Origin of the sequence: Lysinibacillus sp. KCTC 33748, from assembly GCF_002237755.1 — a bacterium.
Taxonomy (GTDB): domain Bacteria; phylum Bacillota; class Bacilli; order Bacillales_A; family Planococcaceae; genus Lysinibacillus.
The window spans coordinates 1-19,551 of sequence record NZ_MWSJ01000039.1 but is presented as its reverse complement, the minus strand read 5'-3'; the positions used below and the strand labels follow the sequence as shown (position 1 = coordinate 19,551).

General features: G+C 37.0%; 19 protein-coding genes and 1 rRNA gene. 11 read left to right on the top strand and 9 right to left on the bottom strand.

Annotated elements, in window-relative coordinates:
• The 5 genes from B1B04_RS24710 to nhaC form a co-directional block, all read left to right on the top strand.
• The coding region (locus B1B04_RS24710; RefSeq protein ID WP_170939078.1) for a leucine-rich repeat protein at window positions 1-1,650 on the top strand (1,650 nt) is incomplete at its 5' end.
• 24 nt (window positions 1,651-1,674) lie between these two features.
• On the top strand, window positions 1,675-2,214 hold the full coding sequence (locus tag B1B04_RS24705) for an S-layer homology domain-containing protein (RefSeq protein WP_079564271.1): 540 nt from the start codon (window positions 1,675-1,677) through the stop codon (window positions 2,212-2,214).
• A 188-nt stretch (window positions 2,215-2,402) separates the two neighbouring features.
• Window positions 2,403-2,546 carry a hypothetical protein gene (locus B1B04_RS25855; RefSeq protein WP_170939077.1) on the top strand — a complete coding sequence of 48 codons (144 nt, stop codon included), beginning with the start codon at window positions 2,403-2,405 and terminating at the stop codon, window positions 2,544-2,546.
• A gap of 354 nt (window positions 2,547-2,900) precedes the next feature.
• A complete protein-coding gene (locus B1B04_RS24700; protein WP_079564269.1) occupies window positions 2,901-4,013 on the top strand; it encodes an amidohydrolase in 1,113 nt (370 codons plus the stop codon).
• 266 nt (window positions 4,014-4,279) lie between these two features.
• Window positions 4,280-5,725 (top strand): Na+/H+ antiporter NhaC, encoded by a 1,446-nt coding sequence (nhaC, locus tag B1B04_RS24695; RefSeq protein WP_079564266.1) that lies wholly within the window; start codon window positions 4,280-4,282, stop codon window positions 5,723-5,725.
• A gap of 75 nt (window positions 5,726-5,800) precedes the next feature.
• Here nhaC and B1B04_RS24690 read toward each other — a convergent pair whose 3' ends face one another.
• Window positions 5,801-7,042 carry a hypothetical protein gene (locus B1B04_RS24690; RefSeq protein WP_079564264.1) on the bottom strand — a complete coding sequence of 414 codons (1,242 nt, stop codon included), beginning with the start codon at window positions 7,040-7,042 and terminating at the stop codon, window positions 5,801-5,803.
• A gap of 82 nt (window positions 7,043-7,124) precedes the next feature.
• Here B1B04_RS24690 and B1B04_RS24685 point away from each other — a divergent pair, with 82 nt between their 5' ends.
• Together B1B04_RS24685 and B1B04_RS24680 are read left to right on the top strand one after the other, a co-directional pair.
• Complete coding sequence (locus tag B1B04_RS24685; protein WP_079564261.1) at window positions 7,125-8,237, top strand: mandelate racemase/muconate lactonizing enzyme family protein; 1,113 nt, start codon at window positions 7,125-7,127, stop codon at window positions 8,235-8,237.
• Between the two features lie 12 nt (window positions 8,238-8,249).
• Window positions 8,250-8,930 (top strand): N-acetyltransferase, encoded by a 681-nt coding sequence (locus B1B04_RS24680; protein ID WP_079564258.1) that lies wholly within the window; start codon window positions 8,250-8,252, stop codon window positions 8,928-8,930.
• Between the two features lie 271 nt (window positions 8,931-9,201).
• Here B1B04_RS24680 and B1B04_RS24675 read toward each other — a convergent pair whose 3' ends face one another.
• The 4 genes from B1B04_RS24675 to B1B04_RS24660 all read right to left on the bottom strand — a co-directional run bounded on the left by B1B04_RS24675 (window position 9,202) and on the right by B1B04_RS24660 (window position 11,739).
• Window positions 9,202-9,855, bottom strand: a complete 654-nt coding sequence (locus B1B04_RS24675) for a hypothetical protein (RefSeq protein WP_079564255.1) — start codon at window positions 9,853-9,855, stop codon at window positions 9,202-9,204.
• A gap of 17 nt (window positions 9,856-9,872) precedes the next feature.
• On the bottom strand, window positions 9,873-10,358 hold the full coding sequence (locus B1B04_RS24670) for a hypothetical protein (RefSeq protein WP_079564253.1): 486 nt from the start codon (window positions 10,356-10,358) through the stop codon (window positions 9,873-9,875).
• Between the two features lie 5 nt (window positions 10,359-10,363).
• Entirely contained in the window at window positions 10,364-10,855 is a 492-nt protein-coding gene (locus B1B04_RS24665; protein WP_079564250.1) for an RNA polymerase sigma factor, read from the bottom strand.
• A 176-nt stretch (window positions 10,856-11,031) separates the two neighbouring features.
• A complete protein-coding gene (locus B1B04_RS24660; RefSeq protein ID WP_079564247.1) occupies window positions 11,032-11,739 on the bottom strand; it encodes a Fe-S oxidoreductase in 708 nt (235 codons plus the stop codon).
• A gap of 119 nt (window positions 11,740-11,858) precedes the next feature.
• Here B1B04_RS24660 and B1B04_RS24655 point away from each other — a divergent pair, with 119 nt between their 5' ends.
• Together B1B04_RS24655 and B1B04_RS24645 are read left to right on the top strand one after the other, a co-directional pair.
• Window positions 11,859-12,290 carry a DUF4395 domain-containing protein gene (locus tag B1B04_RS24655; protein WP_079564245.1) on the top strand — a complete coding sequence of 144 codons (432 nt, stop codon included), beginning with the start codon at window positions 11,859-11,861 and terminating at the stop codon, window positions 12,288-12,290.
• Between the two features lie 609 nt (window positions 12,291-12,899).
• Window positions 12,900-13,331 (top strand): GNAT family N-acetyltransferase, encoded by a 432-nt coding sequence (locus tag B1B04_RS24645; protein ID WP_240518391.1) that lies wholly within the window; start codon window positions 12,900-12,902, stop codon window positions 13,329-13,331.
• 96 nt (window positions 13,332-13,427) lie between these two features.
• Here B1B04_RS24645 and B1B04_RS24640 read toward each other — a convergent pair whose 3' ends face one another.
• From B1B04_RS24640 to B1B04_RS24630, 3 genes are all read right to left on the bottom strand, one after another.
• On the bottom strand, window positions 13,428-14,405 hold the full coding sequence (locus tag B1B04_RS24640) for a DMT family transporter (RefSeq protein ID WP_079564240.1): 978 nt from the start codon (window positions 14,403-14,405) through the stop codon (window positions 13,428-13,430).
• A gap of 90 nt (window positions 14,406-14,495) precedes the next feature.
• On the bottom strand, window positions 14,496-15,725 hold the full coding sequence (gene pepT, locus B1B04_RS24635; protein ID WP_079564237.1) for a peptidase T: 1,230 nt from the start codon (window positions 15,723-15,725) through the stop codon (window positions 14,496-14,498).
• Window positions 15,726-15,829: 104 nt separating this feature from the next.
• Window positions 15,830-16,489 carry a lysoplasmalogenase gene (locus B1B04_RS24630; RefSeq protein WP_240518390.1) on the bottom strand — a complete coding sequence of 220 codons (660 nt, stop codon included), beginning with the start codon at window positions 16,487-16,489 and terminating at the stop codon, window positions 15,830-15,832.
• Between the two features lie 155 nt (window positions 16,490-16,644).
• Between B1B04_RS24630 and B1B04_RS24625 the strand changes: the two genes are divergently transcribed.
• Window positions 16,645-18,333 (top strand): hypothetical protein, encoded by a 1,689-nt coding sequence (locus tag B1B04_RS24625; RefSeq protein ID WP_079564232.1) that lies wholly within the window; start codon window positions 16,645-16,647, stop codon window positions 18,331-18,333.
• Window positions 18,334-18,377: 44 nt separating this feature from the next.
• On the opposite strand, the gene B1B04_RS24620 is transcribed toward B1B04_RS24625, so the two are convergent.
• A complete protein-coding gene (locus tag B1B04_RS24620; RefSeq protein WP_079564229.1) occupies window positions 18,378-18,803 on the bottom strand; it encodes a hypothetical protein in 426 nt (141 codons plus the stop codon).
• A gap of 561 nt (window positions 18,804-19,364) precedes the next feature.
• Between B1B04_RS24620 and B1B04_RS24615 the strand changes: the two genes are divergently transcribed.
• A 16S ribosomal RNA gene (locus tag B1B04_RS24615) occupies window positions 19,365-19,551 on the top strand; the annotation flags it as partial.

The window sequence follows — 19,551 nt, the reverse complement described above, 5'->3', positions numbered from 1 at the left end:
GCCGCAACTATTACGGAGGATGAAAATACTTCTTTGAACGATGAAGGGATGACTAATGTACCCAAAATTGCCGATGATTTTGGTATTGTAGATCGCGGTAATGGTGTTGCCATTGTAAAATGGTACGGAAATACAAAAGATGTTGTCATACCCAATGAAATCAATGGTAAACCAGTTATAGAAATAGGACAGTACGCATTTCAACAAAAACAGCTCACAAGTGTAACGATTCCGTCAAGCGTAATAACGATAGGATTTAGAGCATTTGCTTATAATAATCAATTAACAAGTGTAAAAATCCCCTCAAACTCAAGCCTGACAACGATAGGAGAACAAGTATTTTATGAAAGTCGATTAGAAAGTGTGGAAATCCCTGAAAGTGTGACAGTGATAGGGGAGAGAGCATTTCAATATAATCGATTAACAAGTATAAAAATCCCTTCAAACTCAAGCCTGACAACGATAGGATTAAAAGCATTTTCTGGTAATCTATTAACAAGTGTAGACTTCCCAGCAAGCGTGACAGCAATAGGAAACGGTGCATTTGATAATAATCAATTAACGAGTGTAGAAATTCCACCAAAGCTGACAACAATAGGAGGCACTGTATTTTGGAATAATCGATTAACAAGTGTAAAATTCCACGAAAACGTGACAGCGATAGGAGCATGGGCATTTCATTCTAATCAATTAACAAGTGTAGACATCCCATCAAGTGTGACGGCAATAGGAGCAAAGGCGTTTGCTACGAATAAATTAACAAGTATAGAAATCCCACCAAAGGTGACAACGATAGAAGAAGAGGTATTTTCTATGAATCGATTAACAAGAGTAGATATCTCATCAAACGTGACAACAATAGAAGATTATGCATTTGCTATGAATCAATTAACAAGTGTAGGATTCAATGAAAACCTGACAACGATAGGATCCAGAGCATTTTTTGATAATCAATTAACAAGAGTAGACATTCCATCAAGCGTGACAACAATAGGAAGTTCTGCATTTTCTCTTAATCAATTAACAAGAGTAGACATTCCATCAAACGTGATAACAATAGGAGAGAAAGCATTTCAAGCAAATCCATTAGATGTTGTAATCTTTCATGGAGAACATGAATTCCAATGGGATAAACAGAATTATCCATTTGCTCCGTATAAGGAGAATGAGAAATGGTTCATCGGGTGGTGGGAAGATGAAGATCATACAAAAATTTGGAATTACTCTGTAACGAAACCAATGACTATTTATGCTAAGTGGAGAATGTTTGTCAAGTTTGATGCCAATGGAGGAAGCGAAGTTCCAACTCAACCGGTAGTATATGGAGAATTAACATCAGTCCCTACCGCTCCAGTAAAAGAAGGCTATCAATTTGATTGCTGGTATAAAGATAAAGAGCTTAACCATGTATGGGACTTTGCAGAAGATAAGGTAACGGCAGACATCACGTTGTATGCGAAGTGGACAAAGGACTATAAAGTGACGTTTGATTCCGACGGAGGCAATGAAATTCCATCCCAAAAGCTTGGCTATAAAGCTTTAGTGAAACCACCTTCTAATCCGAAGAAGGAAGGCAACCTATTTATTGGTTGGTATAAAAATAAAAATTTCACAAAAGCATGGGATTTTGACAAAGATGTAGTCACATAAGACTTAACATTATATGCGCGATGGATGAAGGAAAGCCGTGGTTGTGACATTACTTTCAAGGATATTGATCATAACTGGGCACAACATATGATTAAAGAAGTTGCCAATCGATGCATTATTATAGGTTATCCAGATGGCACATTCCGACCAAATGATAGGATTCAACGTCAACACATAGTGCTTATGATTGACCGTGCGTTACAACCAGCACCAATTCGAGACGCTGAATCGTTTTCGGATGTTCCTAAAAGTCATGTGAATTATGAACAAATTACACGACTACAACGAGCGGGTATCGTGGACGATTCAAATGGAGCGTTCCGACCAAACGCTTCTATAACACGTGCTGAAATGGCAAAAGTGATGGTGATCGCATTTGGCTTAACGCCAGATGGCAATAGTACATTCAAAGATGTTGCCCCGTCACACTGGGCGAGTGAATATATTGCCGCTTTAGCAGACCATAACATCGCACAAGGCGATGAAAACGGCAATTTTAGACCAAATGAAACCTTAACGCGTGCAGAATTTACGGCGATTATGTACCGAGCACTTGGTTTATAAGTCTTACCATATAGGGGATGTATCATAATTTCTGATATATCCCTTTTTTGTTTGAATAATAATCTAAAAAGTAGATCGTTTTCATATTTTTTATGCATAATGAGCATCGTTTATTGCTTTTTCTGCAAAGGTCATTGTATAATTCTTTTATCAGAAAATTCAATTAAATTTATTGTGGAGGTGTTTAAATGAACAAATTTTTTAACTCAAAATTTGAAACGTATCTAATGGATCAGGAATTGGAGCTAAATATCGAAGAGGAAAAAAATGAGGAGCAACTAACAATGGTACATTATGAAGAATATCCAGAAGGTTTTTTTACAAGTTTATAATATTTATTTGAGGGACTGTGCTAAAGGTAGAAATTACTTTTAACACAGTCCTTTGTTTTTTACATAAAAGTTGGGAGTAGTATTTGTAGAAATATATACTCTTCGTGACCAACCTCTGTTGGTTTAGATGAATGCTTTGAAGATTTATCGGAACAATTATAAATTTTATCGGAATATTTTCTGGATTTATCGGAACAAACTTAGCTTTTATCAGAATAATTTCAGTCTTTATCAACTGAGGGCGACTACTCGGACGCCCTCAGCCAGAACGGAAAACTAAAGTTATTGTCCTCTTTTTTTTATGAATTCGTTTCATGTATAATGGGAAACAAAAATGCGTATAGAGGTGTGGTTATGTCAAATGCAGTGTTAGAGGAAACGATTTACCAATGGTTTGAACATTTTCATGAATACCCAGAGGTCAGTTGGAAGGAATTCGAAACGACAAAAAAGATCGCGTCGATTTTAGATGAGTTAAGCGTATCCTATCGGTTGTTAGGAGATGTTCCAGGGCTAATTGCTGAAATTGGTACAGGTGATGAAATTGTTGCTGTACGTGCAGATATAGACGCATTATGGCAGGAAGTGGATGGGAAATGGCAAGCGAACCACTCATGTGGTCATGATGCCAATATAACGATGGTACTTGGCGCTTTATTATTACTGAAAGATCGACCATTGCAACATCGTGTTCGTTTTATTTTCCAGCCTGCTGAAGAACTTGGGAATGGAGCTTGTGCTGCCTTTGAGCGAGGAGCGGTTGATAGTGTATCGCATTTATTTGGTGTTCATTTAAGACCAATTGAAGAGCTACCACTTGGCAAGGTATCGCCTGCGATTCATCACGGGGCAGCCTATTTTTTAGAAGGAACAATTCGAGGCACAGACGCCCATGGTGCTAGACCTCACCAAGGGAAAAATGCAATTGATGTGATTATGGCCATACAACAAATGCTCAATAGCATACATTTATCACCTTTCGAGCCTCATTCTGCAAAGCTAACGAAGATTGTTGCGGATGGTGGTAGCACGAATATTATTCCAGGTACTGCGAGCTTCTCGATGGATATTCGAGCGCAACATAATAACCAACTAGAGTTACTTCGTAGTCGTATTGGATTTGGCTTAAAATCTATCCAACAGCAGTTTGAGATTGATATAGACTGGAAATGGATAGACTTTACACCTGGTGCTGAAGTTTCTTCAATTGCCGCACGTATGGCTAAAGACGCAATTATTGAAACACTTGGGGAAGAGCATCTAGCAGGGGAAATCACAACACCTGGAAGTGATGATTTCCATTTTTACACAGTGAAAAAACCTGAATTAAAAGCAACAATGGTTGGTATTGGGGCCAACTTATCGCCTGGATTGCATCATCCAAAAATGACTTTTGAAAGAAGTGCATTAATGGACGCTGCGAAAGTACTTGCTTGTGTGTTAGAAAAAAAACCTGAATACGAATAATGAATGTGAGAGGGAGCTATATCAAAATTCTTTTGATAGAGTTCCTTTTTATTTTCTTTTTTATCGAAATATATGAATATTCCGCATTGCCCTAAATAGCTATTTGAAAGCGTTTTATTGCGCAAAAATAGTCGGAATTGCTCTAGAAGCATAATTTTTTTGCGTTGACTTTTAATTTTTTGAATATTATGCTAAAAAACGTAAAAAATTATTTGCGTCTTTGACAACCAAGCTTGGCAACTGGTGCAAAAAAAGGGGATGGATTCATGAAAAAAGATATTAATGCTGGTTGGGCACTTCTGCCTTTTGTAATAATGATTATAGCTATGTTAATTACAGTAGTTGTGTTAGAGCAAAGTCCTCACGTACCACTTATTATCGGAACAACTGTAGCAGCAGTAGTTGCCAAAATGCATGGATTTAAATGGATGGAAATTGAGGAAATGATGTATAAGGGGATACGTCTAGCTTTACCTGCAATTGTAATTATTATTTTAGTAGGTTTGACAATCGGCGCATGGATTGGCGGCGGTGTCGTAGCGACAATGATTTATTTTGGTTTAAAATTAATTTCTCCAGCTTGGTTTTTAGTAACAATCATGCTGTTATGTTCAATCGTTTCATTGGCGATTGGTAGCTCATGGTCAACGATGGCTACAATCGGTGTTGCTGGAATGGGTATTGGTTTAAGTATGGGGATCCCTGCAGCAATGATTGCCGGAGCGGTTATTTCGGGTTCATATTTTGGTGATAAGATGTCACCATTATCGGATACTACTAACCTCGCAGCAGGTTTAACAGGTACCGACTTATTTGATCATATTAAGCACATGCTTTATACGACTATTCCAGCTTTAGTCATTGCAACCGTTGTATTTGGAATTATGGGAAGAAGCTTCGCGGATATTTCAATGCAATCAGAAAGCATTTTAACAACATTAAAAGTAATGGAGGAAAGCTTTGTTATTTCTCCTTGGTTATTGCTTGTACCAGTTGGTGTAATTGTATTAGTAGCGAAAAAAGTGCCTGCGATTCCAGCCTTAGTTGTCGGAATTATCTCAGGATTCTTACTACAAATCTTCGTACAAGGCGGTACACCTACAATGGCCGTACATGCTTTACAAGAAGGATTTGTTATTTCAACTGGCAATGAAATGGTGGACAACCTATTTAACCGTGGTGGCTTAGATTCGATGATGAATACGGTTTCAATGACGATTGTGGCTATGACATTCGGTGGAGTGTTAGAGTATTCTGGCATGTTAAAAGCGCTTATGGATGTCATTGTGAAATTTGCTAAATCTACAGGAAGCTTAGTTGCTTCAACGATTGCTGCATGTATTACAACAAATGCTACATGTTCTGAGCAGTATATTTCAATTGTTGTACCATCACGTATGTTTGCGAATGTGTATCGAGAGCGTGGCTTACATTCGAAAAACTTATCTCGCGCGTTAGAAGATGGGGGAACACTAACTTCTGTATTCTTCCCATGGAATACTTGTGGAGTCTTTATTTTAGCGACGTTAGGTGTAGGGGCAATGGAATACGCGCCGTATGCAATTATTAACTTCCTAGTACCTATTATTTCAATTTTTTATGCATATATCGGATTTGCGATTGTTAAGCTGACACCTGAAGAAATGGAAGCAGCAGAGAATCGCAAAAAAGAGGAAGAACTAAATGATTCTAATATGGTCATGGCTGACTAAATCTAGAAGGCTAAAAATCCTCTCTTTTCTGATAAGTCTCGCGGATGCAAAAGCATCTGCGAGAGTTTTTTATTTTCAATAGACTGCAAAGTTCAATTCGTAAATTGTACGTGGGCGACCTTGTTGGTGAGGCATTTCTTCACCAACTACTTTAGCATAGCCATTATCCACTAATTTTTTAATAATGCGCTCTGTTGTGCGGCGTGTAACTTGTAAGTATTCTGCAAGATTATGAGATGTAAATTGAGCTGTTTGGCGCTCCCGGCTAAAATGAATGATTTTAGAAATATTTAATGGACTTAAGCTTGTTTGCTTTGCCATTTGTAAAACGTATGGATCATCTGTTTTTAAAGCTAATCTTAGTTCTGATTTCGGGAATGGACCTAGCAAGTTTTTATGCTCATCGAGTATATAAATTTCACAAGGTTTAGCAAATGTTAATGCATTCTTGGCATTATGGTTAGCCTCAACTATAGAGTGACCATACCCAAATGCTAGCTTAAACGACTGATCGCTTTGTTGTAATAAATTCTGTAAGTTCTCTTTTTCGAGGGCCTTTTGCAAATGCCCAGCTGTCGTATATAGTTCAAAAGAATACGGTGAAATTTCTTTATAAGTTGAATGCGTAATTGCTGTGATTTGAGTGAGCATGTTATCGTCTATAGGTTTATTTTCAGAAGCCTCTAATAGTCCAACGGCAGCTTTCACAGATTCAGATTTTGTAAGAAGTGATTGAGATTTCGTCTCCTCTAGGCATTGGATAATGGAGTTAGTTGCATCTAACATGCGCATTGCGGGTATTTGAAGAACTTGTAATTCATCAAACACACTATGAATACTTGTTATGACAAAATCAATGCTGTTAGCCTCCCATAAAGCGATATGATGCTGCATTATAGATTGAGTAGGTTCAGTGATAGAAATAGCCTGTATATATGGTTTTGGACCAAAATACTCTATTTCTGTTAAAACATTTTCGACAATAGCTGGATTCATAACATCGATGGAAATTCTATTTAAAGGTACCGCATGATTCGCTACAAGTGATAATAAGGTTGTGGAAATTGCCGTCTCGTCTTGTTTTATATAATTCCAAGGTATTGGCATCTCTGATAGTGCGGACTGGGCATGTAAATAGGGCAACGTTCCGCCGAATAAAAGTGCATCACATGGCTTAATTTCCTTTAACAAAACGGGTGCCTCTGTAGGTTGCTTGTAAAGATAAAAATCTATTTGAATATTCTCTATGTTTTGTGCGATACTATTTATACGCTTCATAAATGCTTTAGAGCAGATAACCGCTATTTTAGTAGACATAGGTACGTTCCTTTTCTTCTATATTTTTTCGATAATTAACGACGTATTAGCGACAACTATATTATACAGGAGACTGATAAAAATGAAAATCCAACAAGTAGAAATTTTTGCAATCCATTTACCACTTATTGATCCATTTATCATCAGTTATGCTACATATGATACGATGCCTTCTATTATTTTGAAGGTTACGACAGACACAGGTATTGTAGGCTACGGTGAAGCTGTGCCAGATGAACACGTAACAGGGGAGACGTGGGAGAGCACATACGCGCTATTAAAAAACCAGCTTGCTCCTGCAATCATTGGAGAAAATCCAATGGCCTTTGAAAAGCTTCACGATAAGATGAACAAAGTAGTGAAAGATGTCCCAGCAGCAAAAGCAGCGATTGACATTGCTTGTTTTGATATTGCAGGGAAAGTGTTGCATGTTCCGGTGTACCAACTACTAGGTGGACGTTATCACGAGAAATTCCCGATTACCCATGTATTGAGTATTGGAACACCTGAGGCTATGGCAGAAGAGGCGGCTAATCGTGTAGAAATGGGCTATCAATCATTTAAAATGAAGGTAGGAACAGAGGTAACTCGTGATGTTGCTCGTATCAAAGCGGTGCGAGAACGCGTTGGTGAGGACATTGCTATTCGTGTAGATGTAAACCAAGGTTGGAGAAATGCGTCCACTACATTACAAGGTTTACGTGCATTGAAAGATCTGAATATCGATTGGTTAGAACAGCCAGTAGATAGTGAAGATATTGATGGAATGGTAGAGGTGAAGTCAAAATCTGATGTTCCATTAATGATTGATGAAGGACTTCGCGGTGTACGTGAAATGCGTGAAATTATCGCAAAGCGTGCTGCAGATAAAGTTAATATTAAATTAATGAAATGCGGTGGCATTTATCCTGCTATGAAACTAGCAGTTATGGCTGAAATGGCAGGCATTGAATGTCAAATCGGTTCAATGGTAGAATCATCCGTGGGTTCAGCAGCTGGCTTCCACGTAGCATTCTCTAAAAAAATAATGACAAGTGTAGAATTAACAGGTCCATTAAAGTTCTCTAAGGATGTCGGAAACTTACACTATGATGTTCCATTTATCTGTTTAAATGAAAAACCAGGATTAGGTGTCGACGTAGATGAAGAGATCCTTAAAGAATTATGTAAGTTCTCAACAATTGTAACAGTCTAAGGAGGCGGCGAAATGGAGAAAATTTATGAAGGTATGCTTGGGAAAACGCCGTTTTTTGTTACAACATTAAATCTTCAACATATGCAAGAAATTGAAAAATTGCAGCTTGAGGTTTATGAATCATTAGCAGACCAAAGTATATTACAGCCATTAAGCATGGAGGAATTTGACTATATTTTAAGCGGCAATGGCATGATGATAGGTGCTTACGTAGGGGAGGAGTTAATCGCCTTTCGTGCACTATTGAACCCACCTGTCGATGACGAGCACCTTGGCTATGACTGTGAGATTGGCGAGGATGAATTTCATAAAGTTTTATACCAAGAAATATCGAATGTCTCACCGACATATCGTGGCTACGGATTACAAAAAACATTAGCCCAAATTGTCATGAGTCATATCGATTTAGCAAAATATGATTATGTATGTTCAACGGTCAAGCCATATAATATCCCTAGCTTGAAAGATAAATTTTCTCAAGGATTAGTCGTAAAGGGGTTGAAAATTAAGTATGTAGATAAGCTGCGATATGTTTTCTATAAAGACTTGCGACAAGAGTTACCAACCTTTACAGAAAAGATGACGATTTCGATGGATGATACGGCTGGTCAGCAACAGCTTTTGAAACAGGGTTATACAGGTACTTCTATGTATGAGGATCAAGATGATTGGTTCGTCGTTTATGAAAAATAAATAATAGTAAAAAGCCTTACCTTATCGGCAAAAGAATAATATATAAATTAAGCTGTGAGTTGGCGCTTTTAGCGGGCTTGGCGTCAATCTTCTCATCACAAGTATGAGTGACCAGCTGATCCCAAATAGTATTATAGCCACGATTAAAAAACAATAAAGTTATTTAATTTTAAAGGCTCGAACAAACACAACCCCGTTCTGAATTAGGACGGGGTTAATTGATTAATTTTCGAGGTAGGGTATTTAACTATACTACATTAAAGTAGTTTTTTTAGTTAATAGATTTAGAATTGATTATCTCTCCATCAGTTGTTTGGACCACTAACGGCTCAACAATTTTATTTAGACCTATCTCTATAAATGGGAGCCCCTCATTTGCATTTCCCCTATCGACAACTTTAACTGTGATTTCAGTGTTCCCTATGGTCTTTACATCTTTTACTTCCAGACGCTTTCCTTCATATTTCTCGCCTAATTGAATATGGATTTGTTTCATTCCTTCAGAAATCGTAGATACCTCGTAGTAGGAGGAAGTATCGTTACCAGCCTCTATAACACCTTCTTCATTGACCCAATAACCTTTATTTGAAGTAATCGTCCAACCAATAATAGCAAAAATAAGGACTGGGACTATCAATAAAATTGATTTATCCACTTTATTAAATTCAGACTGTTTTATACCTTTCATGAAAGGAAGTATTAACGTCCCGCCTAGGGCAGCTGTCAAAATGCCTACTCCAATAATTCCAAAACCCATCCCTTCAAAGCCTCCCACTTTGAATAATCCGTATAGGACAGTAAGCACAGCAATTAAAAATGTTACAATTGGAGCCAAGTAGAACTTTCCTGTTTTTTTCAAAGCTATTAAAGTAAAAAGGAAAATACTTGCCCCTAAAATGAAACCTACTAAAACTATCATTCCCATTTCGTTCACCCCATGTATTAATAGAAAATCGATATCAATGTGTCTAAAAAAAATATAATCCCTAAATCAAAAAGAATTGAGAATAAAACCCATCTTTTGGTAAAGAAGGTCATCGTGAATACTGCTAAAAAAATAGCTGCTGGGAAATAGAACAGGAAAGTGGCACTTTTGATATATTCAATGGCCGCATCATCAGACAGTTCCCAGTTGTAAAAATGGAAAGAGGAATATAGGATATAAAATAAAATGAGCGCTCTAATGGAAATAAATAACCACTTAAGGCCATGATTAAACTGAACTAATTTCTTCAATGGCTTTATTTCTACTTCTTCACTCAATTCTAACATCGGATAATTTCCCTCAGCTAATTCATTAAATAATTGCTTACACTCATTGCAGTCTTGGATATGTTCCAAAACTACTTCTTTTGTCTCTTGTTCTAACTCATCAAATACAGAGATTAACTCCCGCGAAAGAATATGAATCTTTTGAGAATCCTCCATCTTTTTCACCTCTTTCTAGCCATCTGCTTTCTCATCCTAAATATTTTGGATTTTAATGTAGGGATAGGTATATTCAAAAGTGTACTTATTTCTTGGTAATCATAACCATAATGAAACTTTGCTAAAAAAATGGCCTTATCACTCGTCGATAAATAACCTAAAGTAGTAATAATTTGGGAATTTATAATTGCCTTTGATTCGGGTGTTTGATTATCAATTAATAAGTTTTCAATTACACTTTCATCATGAAACAGCTCGGGTTTTCTTTTTTTGTAATGATCGAGAAGTGTATTTTTAGCCACCTTTACTAACCAACTTTTCATAAAAGTAACTTCTTGAATTTTTAATGGATCTGTTAAGATTTTTGCAAATAACTCTTGGATGATGTCATCGGCTACGTCATAACTTTTAGTTAATCCAATTAAAAAATTCCGCAAATATGTGTAATGCTCCTCGTAAATCTCTTCAATCACCTCAAATGGATTTTGATTAATCATTTTGATCCTCCGTAAGATATCGCGCACTAAAGAGACGACTCAGATTGGGAAAAGTTTTAACTTTTTTTAGTAATAGTAAAAAAGTTAATATTAGCTACAAAAATAAAAAGAAGAATCCAGTTTGAATAAAAGATTGATCAAACTGGATTCTTTTTAATATGAGAGGTAAGGCTTTTTTATTTAATCGGACAAAAGCCACAAGCCATTAAACCAGGGATGTCTTTAGAAAAACAACATGATTTTCGTACTGGGACGTACACTAAATTAGTGGGGCCTTGACCTCCTGTGTATTGGGCCCACCAAGATTTGTTGGAGAAACGAGCCCATGTTTTAGGGTCCTCTAAAGTTTCAATATCCTCCATTGCTTGATCAGCAAGACCAGGATTAGAAAGCAATATATGATAGTGCCAAAGTAAATATCCAAAGAAGTTTTCCCAAATAGTGAGAGGGGAAATAGATGTTACTTTACGAAGCTGCTGAACGATAACGTGCCCATCATATAGAATCTTCTCAATAACGGCTTGACGTTCTTCCTCCTCGACATAGCGCCAATCGTTTGGGTTAACAAACATTGCAACTGTAAAACTGTCGAATTCTTTTGTTGCATCAAAACGAAGCTCGATCGGTTTACCGTTCCAAACCTCATCATAGGCGGCGAGCATGTAAAGTTGCATAGCAAAAAACATACCGTAGCGGCGTGCAAAGTGAGAAATAGCGGCTGTTTCCGTTGCTGCATCTGTAATACCCATCATCAGGTTTAAAAAATCAGGATGGTAAAAGTCTTTATGTATATCAGCTAATGTAAATAATGTCCGCTTTGGTTCTGTCGTATAAATGCTATAGGAATTCAATTGTCGAACTTGATCCATCGTTAATGCTGGCATGGTCATCACCTTTTCTTTCAATCATCTGTTACGTTTATTATAAATTAATCATTTTTGCTTCACAAATGGATTGCAATATAGCAAAATGCATTAAACATATCTGAAAGGTAGGTTTTTAAATGTCACAGCCTCATGCAATTCCAAGGCCGCTCGTTCGACTCAATCAATGGACGATTCTTATAAGCGTCATTCTAACGTGGATATCAGGCATCTTTTGGATTTTAGCAATTCCATTAATAGCAAATTTACTTGGTGTATTATGCAATGTTAATCCTATTATTCGAGTAGGGAAGCTGTTTCTAAAAAAGGCACCATCTACATATATACCAGAGGATGCGCAGCAGCAAAAGTTTAATTCCAGTATTGCTAGCTTATGTTTAGCAGGTGGATTTTTAGGTTACTGTCTTAAATGGCAGGTAGTTGGCTATATCTTTACGGGAATGGTTGCTGTAGCTTCATCGATAGCAATTGCAGGCTTTTGTATAGGTTGTTTCCTACATTTTCAGCTAAAGCAATGGCAATACCGTCGCTCGCTGAAGAAGGCATTGTGACATTAATTTCTTTTGGCGGAAGAAATTTTTAAAAAAACTTTAAGAAATTTTCAGATTTCTGTTGACTTTATAATTGATAATGATTATCATTATCGTATAAAGATTATTCCTCGTCTACAATACAGTGTAGAGAGGATGAACTTTAGCTGCTTTTCTCCAGAAGTTTGCTAGTTCATGATAAAGCGCTCCTAAAACCCCCCTCATTTTTTGGGAACGTAAAATCTCTCGACGACTCATTCCATTGTGACTGAGTCGTCTTTTTTTGATTGAAACCGTGATTGTTCCGATAAAAGCTGAAATTGTTCCGATAAAATGAGATTATGTTCTGATAAATCTTCAAAGTATTCCTTTAAAAATAAAATTATCCCTACCATAAAGTCGAGTTGATTTCCGTTCCGGCTGAGCCCTTACCTGGGGGCGTCCGATGAGCCGCTTCGCTTCGCTCCAGGGTCTCATCTGTGACGCTGATCCACGAGGAGTCGCCCAGTCGCCACTCCAATCAATGCTAATATATAGTGCGTACATTTAAAAACATTTAACTCCTTATAATTATAGCAAAAATTACAATTTAATATATAATATTCCTTAATAAAGAGGGGTGATTATTTCATGTTTTATATTAGAAACTTCGAAGGTGATAAAAACGAGTTTGAGTTCTTTCTAGATATGTTATATGAGTCTATTCATATTGTTGAGAATAAACCATCAAAAGAAGTTTTGCTCAACGCGCCTGGCATAAGGAAATATCATGAAGGTTGGGGGAGAAAGGGAGATAAAGTATTGATTGCGGTTGATGCAGAAAATAAAACTGTTGGTGCGGTCTGGTATAGGTTGTTTAATAACAATAATAAAAGCTATGGTTATATTGATGGCAATACGCCTGAAATAGGAATGGCTGTTTTGAAAGAAGTAAGAGGGAGAGGAGTGGGAACTTTACTGATGCATAAAATAATTCAACAAGCAAAGGATGAAGGATACAATACCATTTCACTTAGTGTAGACCTCGAAAATGACACGGCCATTAATATGTATCAAAACTAGGCTTCAAAGATTATGAAATAGTAGGAACATCTAAAACAATGATATATAAGTGTCTCTAGAATAAAAAAAGTACATTACATTTAGTAATGTACTTTTTTAAATTTCCAATCTTTCAGTAGAGCCACTGCTAGGAACAGCACTCTTTTTTCCTAGTATCATCGTATAGTAGCTATGTAATAGCATGCCAACAATGATGACACCTAGACCCGCGAGAGCAATTGGATTTGGGAATGCGATGCCGAGTAACAATACTTCACCAATAATGACAAAGAGTATTTCAGTTGATTGTGTTGCTTCGACTGCTGCAAGCTTGCCTTGATGATCGCGAACACGGTCAGTCGCAATGAAAAATAAAGTAGTGGCGATGACACCAGAGCTTATACCTACAAGTAATGATTGTATGACTTGGCTGCTTGAAGGGAGCCCGACCGTTGCCATTGCATAAATGGCTAGAATGATCCACGCGGGCATCGAGGCGATGGTCATCCCAAGAACTCGTTGATATGTATCGATGCGTCCGCCACAGATTTCCATCATTTTGCGGTTACCAAGAGGGTACGCAAAAGCAGCGATGACAACAGGTAAAATGCCAAGCATTAAACTTTTAAATGGAACAGATTGTGCCTGTGGTACTTGGATAAGTAAAATGCCGACTAAAATGACACATGAAATTAGTAATGAAATAAGTGGTATTTTTTGACGTACTGTTTTCCCGGCTACTACTGAAACAAATAGGGGAGCGAGTAATACGCCGGCGACAATTGTAAATTGCCACGTTCCGGAAACGAGCCATCCTGGACCGAATGCTGCTGCAAATGTCAGTGGGGCATAGAACAATACGAACCCAATAAAGCTCCAAAGAAGCCAACCTACAGGCTGTGCTTTCATTTCACCTGATAGTTGGGAAAAGCCTTTTCGGTAGAAGACGATTGCAAGTAAAAACGGTAGCATAAAGAAATAGCGTAGGGATGCGCTCCATAGCCAGCTACCTCCCTGCATTTCCATTGCATGATTCAATATAAATGTAACAGCAAAAAAAAGAGAGGCAAAAATGCCTAATGCAATTTCTTTCATTACAGTCACCTCAAAGTCCTTTATTTAATTTGAAAATTCAGTCATCTGTTTATAGAAAATAGGAAGAAGGGGGTGAACCCTTCTTCATTACTATTTTCCTTGTTGTTCAAAGAGCTGTACGATTTCAATAATAACTTGTGTTGCTTTTTCCATTGTTTCCGCAGATACATATTCGAATTTACCGTGCATATTTTCGCCGCCTGCAAAAATGTTTGGTGTTGGTAAGCCCATGTAAGAAAGCTGTGAACCATCAGTACCGCCGCGGATTGGTAATGTAATCGGAGTAATATCTAACTTTTCCATTGCTATGCGTGCAACGTCAACAATTTCTTTTACAGGTTCAATTTTTTCACCCATATTATAATATTGATCTTCTATTGTAATGTTTAAAGCATCCTCGCCATATTGAGCTTTAATTTTTGCTGCAGCCTCAAGCATTAATTGTTTTTTCGCCTCGAACTTTTGACGGTCATGATCGCGGACGATATAAGAAAGCTCAGTATGTTCAATCGCCCCGTTAAAGCCCATTAAGTGAATAAAGCCCTCATAGCCGTCCGTTTTTTCTGGTACGGCATCAGTAGGCATTTCATGTTGGAAGGCGATCGCCATTGTGATAGCATTGACCATTTTATTTTTCGCAGAACCAGGGTGTACACTCGTACCTTTTGTCACAACCTTTACACCTGCTGCGTTAAAGCTTTCGTATTGTAGCTCGCCAAGTGGTCCGCCATCCATCGTATAAGCATAGTCTGCTCCAAAGGCAGCCACATCAAATTTATGAGGACCGCGACCAATTTCTTCATCAGGCGTAAACGCTACACGTAATTTACCATGTTTAATAGAAGGATTTTTTATTAGGTACTCCATGGCAGTCATAATTTCTGCGATACCAGCTTTATCGTCAGCGCCTAATAATGTCGTACCATCCGTTGTAATTAACGTTTGACCTACATAATTTTTAAGCTCTGGGAAATCTGCTGGCGACATCGCTAGATTTTCATTTAGTTGGATCGTTCCACCATCATAATTGTTAATGCGCTGTGGATTAACGTTTGTGCCAGTGAAATCTGTTGTAGTGTCCACATGTGCTAGAAAACCAATAGTAGGCACATTTTTATCTGTATTTGCTTCGAGTGTCGCAAATAAATAACCATTTTCATCTAATGTAATATCAGTTAAGCCTATTGCAGCTAGTTCATCTTTTAGTACATGCAATAAGTCAAATTGCTTTTGTGTTGAAGGAGTTGTTTCGCTTGTGAAATCAGATTGTGTATCAATTTTTGCATAACGAATTAAACGCTCAATTACTTGTTCTTTCATAAGTATGGCCTCCTAGTGTGTATGTTTAACTTCTTTCAGCGGGTGTTCAAACATCCGCTAGCCTCTGGTAAATGTCACGGAATTATACCAAGGCATAATTGATATTATTGTAACACTTTACTTCGGATTTCGGAATATTGAAGGATGCTTAACGCAATTAGTATTTGGGCACCGTAATAGGTCAACATAATTACCTCGTGTGAAAATGGTAAGGGCATAACAAACTTGTTAATAGCTAAATAGGAATCTGATGAGATAAATAGTAGAGCCCCAATCGTTGCAAATTTAGAACCTTTTCGAATCGCAGTCCAACCCATCGTTAATATGACCGAAATATAGGCAATGACCGCGATACCAAGCACGACTTCTCCTGATGAAAACACTGTACCTGCAATCCACACAGCCATACTTACCCCATAAACGAGTAAAACAATCTTCGCCCAGTTAGGTACTTGTCGTTCATTAGTAGATAAGAAGGCGAAAATATAAAAAATATGCCCGATTAAGAAGCTTGATAGCCCAATAAGAAACCACTGTAGCGTATAATCACCGACCATACAAAATACGAGTCCGATAATAATCAGTAATTGATACTTTTTAATACCTAAATTTTTTGGTAAAGCGGCTAAAATAATGATTAACAGCATTGGTATGACTTTAAAGATAAGTATCAAGCTTTCTGTAATATGGGAAAAGAAAAAAATATAATAAAGACCAAACAAAATAATACATGTTAATAAAATTTTTTTAGACAAATTTCTCATCTCCTTTTCTTTGAAATTCTTTATCTATGTCAGAATTTCCTTTATTCTTTTGTAAAGGAAATCTACAAAGGGGTTTCTATACTCATCGTATGAATGAAACTTTTTTAGTATGTAGCCGTAAATAAGTGGACAGTAGATAAGAGAGGGTGAACGAAATGACCAAGCTATTAATAGCTTCGGCAGTCATTGGATTAATCGCGAGTGTTTTATTAACACCGCTTATAACGAAAAAACGAGAAGACGGATCTAAAAAGGTAATTGGATACTTCTTTATAGGTGTATTTGTGCTAGGATTTTTAGCTACTAGCATAACAGTTTATGTGACAAAAATGGATGTAAACTGGCTTGCTTTTTGGCCCGCTATTATATTATTAACATTAGGCGGCGCACTTCTTGCAAGTGGTACTGAAAGAAAAATAAAGGGTGTTTTATTTTTAGCTAGTTTAGTAGTTGCGGTGTTTGTATTATCAGCACCTTTATGGAACGCGAATGAAAAATTTAAATCAGCTGAAATGAAGGAAAAGGTTGAAATAAAACCATTCGATGAAACACAAACCCCAGCTAGTGTGCCTCCTAAATTTGCACGTAATAAGATGAAAAAAGCGTTCGGACAAGTACCGAATACGAGTTATTACGAGTTAGGGCGCTTGCAAATTCAAAAAGTGAATGGCGAGTATGTTTATATAGCACCAGTTGAGTTTTCTGGTTTCTTTAAATGGTTTAATGGAGGAACGACTCCTGGTTACTTTATAATGAGTGCAACGGATTCAGCGGATAATCCTAAATTTGTTGAGCAGGAAATGAAGTATGTACCGTCTGCTTATTTAAACTCAAATTTAGAGCGTCATATACGTTTACAACATCCATTCCTTATTTTTAGCGGGGATGTTCAACTTGAAATAGATGATGAAGGTAAACCATACTACATCCGTTCATATGGTGAATTTATTTCAGCACGTAATGGCTTTGATGTAAAAGGGATCGTGCTTGTAGATGCGCTATCAGGAAAGTCGGAAGTGATCAAGCTGGAGGATGTCCCGGAATTTATTGATGGAGCGGTTTCTCCAGAGACAGTAAGTTTACAAAATAGTTATTTCGGTAACTATGTACACGGATTTTGGAATAGTAAGTTTGGTAAGAAAGATGTGAAACTTCCTTCAGATGAGGGAACAGAGGCAAATGTTAGCCCAATTTTTGATGAGAAGGGCGATATGTATTATTTCACAGACTTTACGAGCCCTAAAGAAGGTGTCGATTCAATGCTTGGCTATTCGTTAACAAATGCCCGAACAGGTCAAGCAACTTATTACACTGGAAATTTAGACGCTTCTTATATGGATTCACAAGGTAACTTGCAAATTATTGAGAAGAAATTTATAGAGAAGAAATGGTCTGGAGAAATGCCAGTGTTGTATAACTTTTACGGTGAGGCTAGCTGGCTAACTGCGGTGCTTGATTCAAATGGTTTCTTACAAAATTATTTCATTGTATCTGCGGCAAATCCTGAAATTTCCGTTTATGCGCCGACTCCTAAAGAGGCTTTGAAATTATATAAGACAGCCTTAAGTCGTGGAGGAAGTACAGTAGAAGGAAGTTCAAAGGCTGAAGAGAAAAATGTAAGTGGAAAGGTGCTTCGCGTCTACAAGGAACGTCTTGGTGACTATACAGTTGTATCATTATTACTTAATAATGGAGAAAACTATTTGGTAAGCTCGGAAACAGAACCACTTGCGATTTATTTACAAGAAGGTGATGATGTCATTCTCACTTATGGTGATACAGGAGAGCAGTTCTTACCAGTTCGATCAATGATTATTAAAGGTTTAATAGACGAAAATAAATAAAATAAAAGACGATCGAGTAGTAATGCGCTACGAAGATCGTCTTTTTATGTTGGTTGAGATTCCATATAATGAAGCATCTTTTCCTGGTGATTTGTATAAAGTGCTTTGGCATGATCGTTTAACGCAAATATTTCATGAATATACCCTTGGAGTAATTTATGTTCATATTCAAAAGTATACGAATCTTCGTTTTCTACTATATACGTTAATAAAAGTGTATGTAACACAACGACTTCTAAATTTTGTGTATTTGTAATGAATTTCAAGTTGATGATGGTTGTATGGGAAACGAATTGATTGACATAATCAATAGCATGCTTATAAACTGCTAAATCGATATGTAGTTCAAGTCGTTTTCTTAATAATGTACAATTATTATTTAAGTCTTGGATTTTTAAAAACAAACCTCTAACACTTCGCTTATGTTGTTGTTCTAATGTACGAGCAAGATCTTTGTTCATATAGGACATTTTTACATAACTCCTTTTCGCATAGTGGTCATCTATTAGTATTAATGGAATTACATCAAAAGGAAAGAGTCTTTTTGTTTAATTTATACTTACATTTAACTTCTCTTTTAAAAAAGTCGTTCACTTATAATCGTGAAAAGACAATGTACTTCTCATTTAATCACCTTTCAATAAGTGTGATTTAGTTGGAACGCTTAAGAATTAAACTGAATTAAATCAATTATTATATAGGAAGCTTTTCAATGAAATGAAAAAGTATAAAATTTTATCAGAAAAAGTGTTGACCTTTTTGAATTATGGGTGTAATATTATACAAGTCGTTAAGATAACTACTGAAAACAACATCTACATTAAATAAATTAGTTGTTGACATCGAGTTTACGACATGATATTATATAAAAGTTGCTACTGAGAAAACAGCAACAAAATGAACCTTGAAAACTGAACAAGCAAAACGTAATCAATAAAGTTTTCAGTAGCTAACCTTTAGTTAGTGAACGAAACAAAATTTTGGACATCAAACATGATGCCAGCAAAACAATTTGAGCTAATCAAATTTCTTTTATGGAGAGTTTGATCCTGGCTCAGGACGAACGCTGGCGGCGTGCCTAATACATGCAAGTCGAGCGAACAGAGAAGGAGCTTGCTTCTTTGACGTTAGCGGCGGACGGGTGAGTAACACGTGGGCAACCTACCTTATAGTTTGGGATAACTCCGGGAAACCGGGGCTAATACCGAATAATCTATT